Below are 8,525 nucleotides of genomic sequence, written 5' to 3'. Positions count from 1 at the left end.
CCGAGATGGAGGCCGCCTACTACGCTCAAAACCCTGCCCAGCCATCCGCTGGGCTGTCACACCAATAGGTCTCCGGACTCGCCGGGGCGATTCAGTCGTGACGATGGCCGCTGGTTCCACTGGCCGGAGCGGTGGTGTGCGGATGGGGCGGTTCGGGCCGGACCGATGGGAACACGGAACCGAGTTGATGCCCGAGCTGTTCGTCGGTTGTGAAGGCTTCGCCGCCGGCGCGGACGAAGTGCTCGGCACCGTCCTGCACTATGCCGCGCACGGGATCGCCCGCACACGAGCGGTCAAGGACACCAGCCGCGCTGGCGCCTACCACAACAGCCGCTACAAGCAGATCGCCGAGGAAATCGGCCTCACAGTGGAACGCACACCCGGACGAGGCTGGGCTACCACCGCTCTCGCGGATACCACCAGCGACGCGTACCGCGGCGAACTTCCCACCCTGGCCGCCGCACTGGTCGCGCACCGCCGCCACGAGACAGGGCAGACCACCGGCACCGACGACACCGACCGCAACGAAGACGACACCGACGAGGACACTGCTGAGCAGCAGCGAGCACCACGCGGTGGGTGCGCCTTGGTTTGCCGCTGCGACCCGCCGCGGCGGGTGCGCGCGTTCAAACGCACCATCGACGCCGGACCGATCCTCTGCGGTGTCTGCCAGAACCCCTTCCACGTCGACCTGTCCACCTCCGAGGAGGACCGCCGTGGGTAGGCAGGCGCGAGGTTGCCGCCCCCGATGGCGCTGTTGATGCATTGGCGTCAATTCCGTTGCGGCACAAGCATCAACGCCATACTGCGGGCTTTGAAGCGTATGCCTCAAAACCGCGCCCACTGTCGGTGGATGCCGTTACCGTTGATGGGTAGGTGCGTGCGGTTGGGGTGGAACCATGAGCGATACATACAGCGGTGGGGAGTGCACGGCGGTAGAGATGAACGCCGCGCTGGGCCGCTACAACGAGTTCATCGACATCCGGATTCCGGAGAAGTTCGACACCTGGCACGGCACGCCAGGGCTGAGGTGCCTGGTTTGCCGACACCCCGTCGTCGTGTACCGCTCCCGCGCCCACAATCCGTTCGTCCGCCACCATAAAGGCCAAGCCGCCACCCGCAATGCGGCTGGCCGCGAAGACCGCGCGGGAGACGTTCCTGCATCAGCGGCTGAAGTATTGGGTCCGTGACGAACTCCGCAACCGCGGAGTCGCTGACGCCGAAGTCGAGACCCCACTGGGGAATCGGCGCCCTGATGTGTTCGGACACTTCCATGGCTGCGGGTTCGCCGTCGAGGTCCAATGGTCACCGCTCGATGTGGAGGGCGCCCACGCGCGTACGCATGAGATGCGCGCGGCCGGCGCCGACCACGTGCTTTGGCTGACGCGCGGCTGCACCTGGGTCGAACAGCTACCCGCGTTGGGAATCAAGAACTTCGACCCCGACGACAGCGACTACCGCGCCCACACCGGCTGGCTTGAGATGCGCCCGAACATCGGGCTACGCATCCAGGAGACCTCCGTACGCGCCGTTCTAGGCCAATTGGTCGGCGGCGAGTTGGCCTGGGCATACCGCGACCACACTAAAGCAGGATGGGCCACCGTGACCGACTGGGAACAGCACACCAAACGCCAAGCCGACATCATCAACGGACTGGCCGCAAGCTCGCCACGGAACAGGGCGCGCACGCCGAGTCCCAACGCACTGTCGCTGAACAGGCCCGACAACTCCGTGAGGCACGAGACCGGATCGACGGCGCTGCCAGCACGATCGACGATCAGCAACAGGCACTGGCCGCGGCGCGGTCCCAGCACGCCACACTCACCGTCGACCTCGATAAGGCCAAGGTCGACATCGAGCAGGCCAGAGCGCAGCGAGACGACCTTGAGCAGCGGTATCGAAAGGTCAGCGACAGGGAGAGGTCGCTCGAAACGACACTGAGCGAGACGATTCACGCGCTCACGACACGCACAACCATCCTGAAAGTGCTGCTGGTCGTGTGTGTGGTGCTCGGGGTCGCTGTCTGGCTGACCTGACACAAGCATGCAGGCACAGAGACATCCGGGTCTCGAATCGAACGGGAGGAAACCTATGCAGCGGAACCAATACGGAAGCCTGTGCATCGAATGCAACCGAGGTCTCGCGAGCAATCGTGGCTTCATCTACGACCCCGGTGGCCGCAACCTCGTCGTCTGCGACGACTGCATCTACAGCATCTACGGCGTACACAAGGGCTTCCTCGCTCATTTGGGCGACCTGCGGGGGCATACCCGCTAGACCACAACAGACAGGCAGGACCCCGAGCGCCAATTGCCAGTCGGATGAAGGAGATGCTGGATGTCCAGTAAGAACAAGCTGCGCTTTGCCTTTGTGATTCGAGACGGCGAGTACTCGGGGTGGACCCGGGCTCTTGGAGAGTGTGGGTCAACAAGGAAGACACGTACATCGCGGTGGCCAGCATCGGCGGGATATGGAAGGCTTCCCTTCACGGCGATGAGTCATGGCGCATCGCCCAAACTAGCGAGAATGCTCGCTCGGCTTCGCCGGTCCTCGACCCGCACATCGGACGAAATCTGTGGGAGTTCGAACCGGTGCCGTTCGATCGAGGTGGAAGGAAGGCCTTCGCTATCGCGCCACTGCGATCGGCCTATCTCCGCCAAGAGCCGGATTCAAAAGACGTTCACATCGAAGTCCGCGACAGTTGGGACGAAATCACTGTCGCGTACGTATGGATGACCGAGCCTGACATCGACTATGAGAATGACCGGATCATCGGAGGTCCACTGACTTTGGCCAGCGGTCGTCGAGTCTGGGTCTCAGCGCGCACCGAGCCGCTTGCGCAGCCTGAGGAGACCGACATCGTCGGCTCCATGATTGAGCCGCACCTCCCAGGGCGGCACGATGTCACAACGCCAGGATTCCTGGCGAGGGGGGTCCGCCTCGGCTAGTAGCGGCCTGTCCTGCAATAGGCTCGCCGGGTGCCTCTCGTAGAAGTGACCCATGCGCCCTCTGTCGCCGAAGACACGATCCGCGAACTCGGATCGGTCCTACCACACCTCGTGTCTATGGCCGTGGAATGCCCGGAGGAACCGTACGACGGCGCTCTGCAGCCGGGCGACGTCGAAATCCGCTTCCGTCGGCTCGGCCCGTTCGATCGCTGCGGTCTTCCGATCGTGATCGAGGTGCGCTCCAAATGGTTCGAGAGCCGATCCGTCAACCGCCAGGACCGCGTAGACGGCCTGCACAAGGAGATCAGGAAGGCCACCGGTCTCAGCGACTTCGGTATCTACCTGTCCCTCCCGATCGCCGCGTGGTCGCAGGACTAGCTAGGTGTGATGTCTCATGACGTTGGTTCCACGATGGGGATCTCGAAGGTGAGTTGTTCCGGACCGATGACCGGTAGGACCGTGATGGCGGTTCCGGTGTCGGTGAGCCGGTAGGAGCGCAGCGGGACGCGGCTGATCGGCGGCCGGTGGTTGATCCCGGCGTGGGGCCGATCGTGGTTGTAGTGATTCAGGAAGTCGACCAGCGCGGTCCGGCGGGCCTGCTCGGAGTCGTATTCGCGCACGTAGGCCCATTCGCGGGCCAGGGCGCCGTTGAACCGCTCCACCTTCCCGTTCGTCCGAGGCGTGTAGGGCCGGGTCCGTTTGTGCACGGTTCCGGTGTGTTCGAGGACGTGAGCCCAGCGTCGGGACCGATAGCAGCTGCCGTTGTCGGTGAGCACACGCTGAACGTGGGTGATGCCGTGTTCGACGAAGAACCCGACCGCTCGGAGCCAGAAGTCCGCGGCGGTGGCGCCCGTCTCGTCGTCCAGGGCTTCGGTGTAGGCCAGCCGGGAATGGTCGTCCAGTGCGGTGTGCAGGTAGGTGTAGCCGACCTGGCCAGTCCCGGCGCCGACGCGCTTGGACGCGAGGGCTTTCGGACTGCCTTTCCCATGGGCCCACCAGCCGCCGCCGGCGGGGATGCGGCCGAGTTTCTTCACATCGACGTGGACGAGGCTGCCAGGTTCGGCGTGCTCATAGCGCACCACTTTCCGCAGGGTCGCCCCGGTCGGTGGGTCCAGGCTGGTGAGCCGGTTCAGGCCGCGGCGGGTCAGGATTCGGTGCACGGTCGCAGGCGCGACGGTGATGCCGTGTTCGGACTGCAAGACGGCGGTAATGCGAGCCGGGCCGAACTTGGCAGTGCGGCGGATGTGTTCGATCAGGTCGGCGGTGTCGTCGCTGGTACGAGCAGGGCTGTTCACTGGCGCCGAAGACCGGTCGGCCAGACCTTCTGCGCCGTGGGTCTGCCAGCGACCGTGCCATTTGGCCAGGCAACGACGAGAGATCCCGGCCTCGGTGGCAACGTGTGCGATCGGGCGGCCGGCGTCGACGCGTTCACACAGTCGCCGACAGCCATGGGGGGTCAGTGGTGCGTTCTGATGAGGCATACTCGGCTGCACCGAGGGTGCCGACTGCGAGCATGCCGTGGGCCTTGTGGCCGTGGTGCCGCATGAAGTCCTCCCCGTTCCCGCAGGACCGGACACCACGGTGTTCGGAATCGTCTGCGAGTTAAGCGATGTCGAACAGCGACGGCTCAGTGGAGCCGACCTTTCGATGATGACGGCCGGTACCGACATCTTCGGGTGGCGCGTCGGCCATTTCCGCGGCGGTGAGAGTGGCGATGATCTGGTCGGCGGCTGCGCGGGTGGCCGGGTCGGTGTCGGTGTCCCATTTGCGGCGCAGTTCGCGGAGTTGGTCGAGCAGGGGACGGTCGTCGGTGTCGGCGATTATCTGCCCGACGCGGGCAGGGCTGAGGCTCATGAGGGTGGCGATTTGACGGATGGTCATGCCGTCGCGGTGCGCCCAGCGGATGGTGGTGTCACGTTCCAGTCGGGCGGCTTCGTCGCGGAAACCCGACAGCGCCAACCGATGTGAGGCGCGAGCGCTTCTGTCCAGTTTTCTGGACACCGAGCGGGCGCGGGAAGGGTTCGTGCAGGTGGGGTTTCGGGTGGCGTGCCCGGCGAGTGAGGCCAGGACGCGCTGGCGCCATTGGAAGGCGTAACGGATGCAGTTGGCGCAATTCTTGTGCCCGGTGCAGCCAGGTAGGACCGAGGAGCGGCGGGCCGCGTAGGACCAGGCGAGGCTGTCGGAACTGGTGAGCATCGACCCGTAGGCGCCGAGACCGGCAGTTTTGATACCGAACCCGTGCAACCGGATACCGGGCACCGCAGCGGTGAGGGCAGCGATGATGGCCGCTGCTTCCGTGGTGGCTTCGCGCCGGCACACCGACCCCAGGCCCACGGTCGGTTCGGCGGCCAGGTCCACGCCTTGTTCGGAATATCGAGCCGCACAGGCGAGGTAGTCGTCCAGTTGGAAGCCCTGTAGGACCGGAATGAACGGCAGGTCCGGGGCCAGCGACCGGAGTTCGAGGTAGCTGTCGACGGTGCGGCGTTGATGTTCGGCGACCGACAGGCCGGTGCCGACGAAGGTGTTGGTGCCGATCCGACCGCCCTGGATGATGATCGGCTCGCACATCCAGTCCTGCGGTGCCGCCCACACCAGTCCGCCGATTTCGTCGCGGTAGCGGCGCACCCGGGCGACGTACTGCTCAGGTGTGGTTGTGGTCCAGGCCCCGTAGTCCTTCAACTCGGTGAACCCGCCGGAATCCAGGGCCCATTCACCCCGCGCGCGGGGCAGGGTCTTGCGGTCGCGCAGGCGTCGGTCGCAGACGAACAGAGCTTCGGTGGTGGCGGTGAACCAACTCGGCTGATGGGTGCCCAAAAAGAACTTCATCGCCGCACCGTCCGCAACCGCAGGATCCCGATGATCACGCTGGCGATCACGACGCCGTAGGCCTTGCCCAGCACCTGGCCGGGCAGCAAGGCTAGCGATCCGAACGCGATCCACAAGAACAGCATCGAGTCCAGGACTGCACCCGCGATCCCGCCGACCAGCACCGCCCGTGTCCATCGCGGCGCCAGCCAGGTGAAAATCACGAAATCGGCCAATTCGCTGACCGCGAACGCCACCGCCGAGGCCGTGGCCACCGCCGGACGCGCGATCAGATAGGAAGCCAGCGCCCCGACTGCCAACGCGGCCAGGGCGATCCGTTTGCCCCACAGGTACTGCACGCCGTCCCGTAAGACCAGCACCGGGCCGACCAGGAACACTGCTGCGGGGGCCATCAACCCGAACCCAACAGCGACGACACCGACGTGCTCGACCAACCAGTTCGCGGCGAGGACCGATCCGAGGTATGCGCCCAGTGCCGCCGCGGCCCAGCCGCGCTCTTCCGGTGAGATGAGTCCGAGTCGGCGTGGCCGGTCAACGGTGGGAATTTGCGCGGTGTTCGTCATTGTTTCCCCAGCTCAAAGGTGGACGTCCACCTAGAATTTTATCATTTCAGTCGGGTGGACGTCCACCGTGAGATAATTGGAAAATGCCTAGTCAGCACCGATTTCCGGTCGCTACCGTCCGAGTGGATCCGGAACTACACGAACGGTCGAAAACAGCTGTCGCTGCCGTCGATTCGAACCTGAACGCTCACGTGGTGGCGTTCCTGCGCTGGCTCGTGCACGACACCGATGAGCTCCCGGCTCGGCCGGCGGAACCAACCTCATGAGATGGCACAGCTAGGGCGCGCTCAGTGCTGGACGGGCGTCGAGAGCGCGGGTCTGCGGGCCAGGGCACGCGAGTCCACCGACGGGCCGGTTGTGTGGCGCACGTGCAGCACCTTGCTGGTCGGAGGATGGACCACAAGAGGAGGGTCCGGGGCGGAACGCCACCACATGCGCGTTGAGGTTGGAATCGACCTGTGCGACAGCTGCTTCGGCGTCCTGCTGAGGGCATGCTGGGTGTTGACCTGAGAAGCGGTTTCAAGGTGCCGGTGGGATGTGCCGTCCCGTGGTTCGAGAATCGATCACTTGGCGGAATAAACCTTAACCTCTGCAACTGTGGTGTCCTTATATCGAATCTGCCCCTTTGCCTTGTATACTTTATTTATTTCCAATTCGATCCAATTCGTGGGCCCAGGGGGAATGTCAAGCTTTTGCGGTGTCTCGATGTGCCCCTTGGTAGCGTCTGGCAATCGCGAGTCTAGTCTCTCTCCGCTGGCTGTGCGCACATTGAAACTTTCTACTCTTCCATTCCTCCAAAACAAATCTTCCTCCAGTGGGTATCCATTAATTACGCAAAGGAGCTGAACGTCGCGTGTTGCGGGAAGTATGAGCTTCAGTCGTTCCCCGGTGCCCCACTCGGGTGCGCCTTCCGCCCATGCAGTTCCTGTGTCGTCGTCTATAGTGAGATTTGCGTCGAAACTAAATGTAGCGATGTTTGTATCAGTGGGAGGTAGCGCGGAGGACGCCGTAGCTTCGCTAGGGGTAACTACTTCGAGTCCCTTCGGATTTTCGCATGTCGGTTCACGCCAGGGGCTGGAGAGCTTGACCCAGAAGTGTGGTATGTTGTCGGCGATCTTCACTCCAACCGCGCCAACTATCGCGGCTACCAGCAGAGAAGCGATATGCGCCATTGTTCCGGTCCAAGCTAGCTTCTTATTGGGTTTGGAAATATCGTCGATATCGCGCTTTCGCACACTTGATGGGAAGTTTGTCGGGCGCTTTCGCTTCGGCCGATTCTCCCACATGACTGGCTCTCCTCCGCGTCGTATCGAGCAGAATTCCTGAGCGAGACTAGTTTATTGTGGCAAAGCAATTAGCATGCGCCGTCAGCGGCACTGCCTGATCTTCTGGCTATCCTGGATAGCAGGTGATTATTTTATGTCAGAAAGTGCCCGTAGACGGCTATCGTTGAAAATTTGTGACCGGCAGTGTCTGAGCCTTCTAGTGTGTCGATCGTCAGTGGGGATAGTGCACATCGCCCCAAGGTGACCGCGGACCTGGCAAGGGCGTCGGTGCGATCGCTGTGCTTGGGTCAGGGGGTATGGATGATCGCTTGAACTCGCAACCTTGCTGATCTACCGTCAAGCGTTGTCTCCGCAATGTCGCCAACTCTTTTGCCAAGCAGTGCCCGGCTGATCTCAGCGCTCTTCGGGTACCTCATCAGCTCGTACGCGTCTCAGTCGTACCCGCTAGCATCGTTCCGATGCCTCTGCACGTTCAGACATAGATATCGAGACTTGCCGGGACCCGCCTGTTGCGCGCGATGGATCACTTCGAAGATCCGACGAACACAGCGTTTGAAGTTCTCAGAGACAGCCATGTCGTGATAGATCACGATGCGCCCCGGAGTGCACGCGGGTTCGTTGCGCTGCTTCGAATTCACCCGGCTCCGCGGCCGTCGCTTGGGTATAGGTGAATCTTCGTCTATAGCGCTACCCGCGTGCACCCGCTTGACACAAGCCTCCCAGCCTTGTGCGCCGGAGGCAGGTCGTTGGCGGTTTCGTGGCCCTGGTCTGTGGTGGGTTGCGTATAACGGGGGCTGGCTACCCGCCTGCCTCTCAAGGGCCTACCTGTCACGCGCAGAGGCTCACAGGTCAAGAGTCAGCGGATGCTGATCCCGTAGGGACGCCGCATGAGGTCTTGAGGT

9 protein-coding genes and 1 pseudogene are annotated in these 8,525 nt (G+C 63.3%); 6 read left to right on the top strand and 4 right to left on the bottom strand.

The window, feature by feature from the left end:
• The first annotated feature begins 187 nt into the window (after positions 1-187).
• The 6 genes from ACGF7Y_RS36310 to ACGF7Y_RS36285 all read left to right on the top strand — a co-directional run bounded on the left by ACGF7Y_RS36310 (position 188) and on the right by ACGF7Y_RS36285 (position 3,326).
• Positions 188-724 (top strand): hypothetical protein, encoded by a 537-nt coding sequence (locus tag ACGF7Y_RS36310; RefSeq protein ID WP_393242410.1) that lies wholly within the window; start codon positions 188-190, stop codon positions 722-724.
• 175 nt (positions 725-899) lie between these two features.
• Positions 900-1,190, top strand: a complete 291-nt coding sequence (locus ACGF7Y_RS36305) for a hypothetical protein (RefSeq protein WP_393242407.1) — start codon at positions 900-902, stop codon at positions 1,188-1,190.
• A gap of 402 nt (positions 1,191-1,592) precedes the next feature.
• The gene (locus tag ACGF7Y_RS36300; RefSeq protein ID WP_393242404.1) at positions 1,593-2,036 is read left to right on the top strand and encodes a hypothetical protein; all 444 of its coding nucleotides are present in this window, start codon (positions 1,593-1,595) and stop codon (positions 2,034-2,036) included.
• A gap of 55 nt (positions 2,037-2,091) precedes the next feature.
• Positions 2,092-2,277, top strand: coding sequence for a hypothetical protein (locus tag ACGF7Y_RS36295; RefSeq protein ID WP_393242401.1), 186 nt, complete (start codon positions 2,092-2,094; stop codon positions 2,275-2,277).
• Positions 2,278-2,417: 140 nt separating this feature from the next.
• A complete protein-coding gene (locus ACGF7Y_RS36290) occupies positions 2,418-2,948 on the top strand; it encodes a hypothetical protein (protein ID WP_393242398.1) in 531 nt (176 codons plus the stop codon).
• 30 nt (positions 2,949-2,978) lie between these two features.
• Positions 2,979-3,326, top strand: coding sequence for a hypothetical protein (locus tag ACGF7Y_RS36285; RefSeq protein ID WP_393242395.1), 348 nt, complete (start codon positions 2,979-2,981; stop codon positions 3,324-3,326).
• A gap of 125 nt (positions 3,327-3,451) precedes the next feature.
• Here ACGF7Y_RS36285 and ACGF7Y_RS36280 read toward each other — a convergent pair.
• The 4 genes and pseudogenes from ACGF7Y_RS36280 to ACGF7Y_RS36265 form a co-directional block, all read right to left on the bottom strand.
• Positions 3,452-4,429 (bottom strand): annotated as a pseudogene (locus ACGF7Y_RS36280) (IS481 family transposase); the annotation flags it as partial.
• A 121-nt stretch (positions 4,430-4,550) separates the two neighbouring features.
• Complete coding sequence (locus ACGF7Y_RS36275) at positions 4,551-5,774, bottom strand: hypothetical protein (protein ID WP_393242392.1); 1,224 nt, start codon at positions 5,772-5,774, stop codon at positions 4,551-4,553.
• On the bottom strand, positions 5,771-6,337 hold the full coding sequence (locus tag ACGF7Y_RS36270; RefSeq protein ID WP_393242389.1) for a hypothetical protein: 567 nt from the start codon (positions 6,335-6,337) through the stop codon (positions 5,771-5,773). The genes ACGF7Y_RS36275 and ACGF7Y_RS36270 overlap by 4 nt, the downstream gene beginning before the upstream one ends.
• Positions 6,338-6,900: 563 nt before the next feature.
• Positions 6,901-7,623, bottom strand: a complete 723-nt coding sequence (locus ACGF7Y_RS36265) for an NADase-type glycan-binding domain-containing protein (RefSeq protein WP_393242386.1) — start codon at positions 7,621-7,623, stop codon at positions 6,901-6,903.
• Positions 7,624-8,525 lie beyond the last annotated feature (902 nt).

Source organism: Nocardia sp. NPDC047654 (genome assembly GCF_043205035.1).
Lineage (GTDB): Bacteria > Actinomycetota > Actinomycetes > Mycobacteriales > Mycobacteriaceae > Nocardia.
Note: the sequence above shows the minus strand (reverse complement) of the source record. Positions and strands in the feature narration are given on the sequence as shown.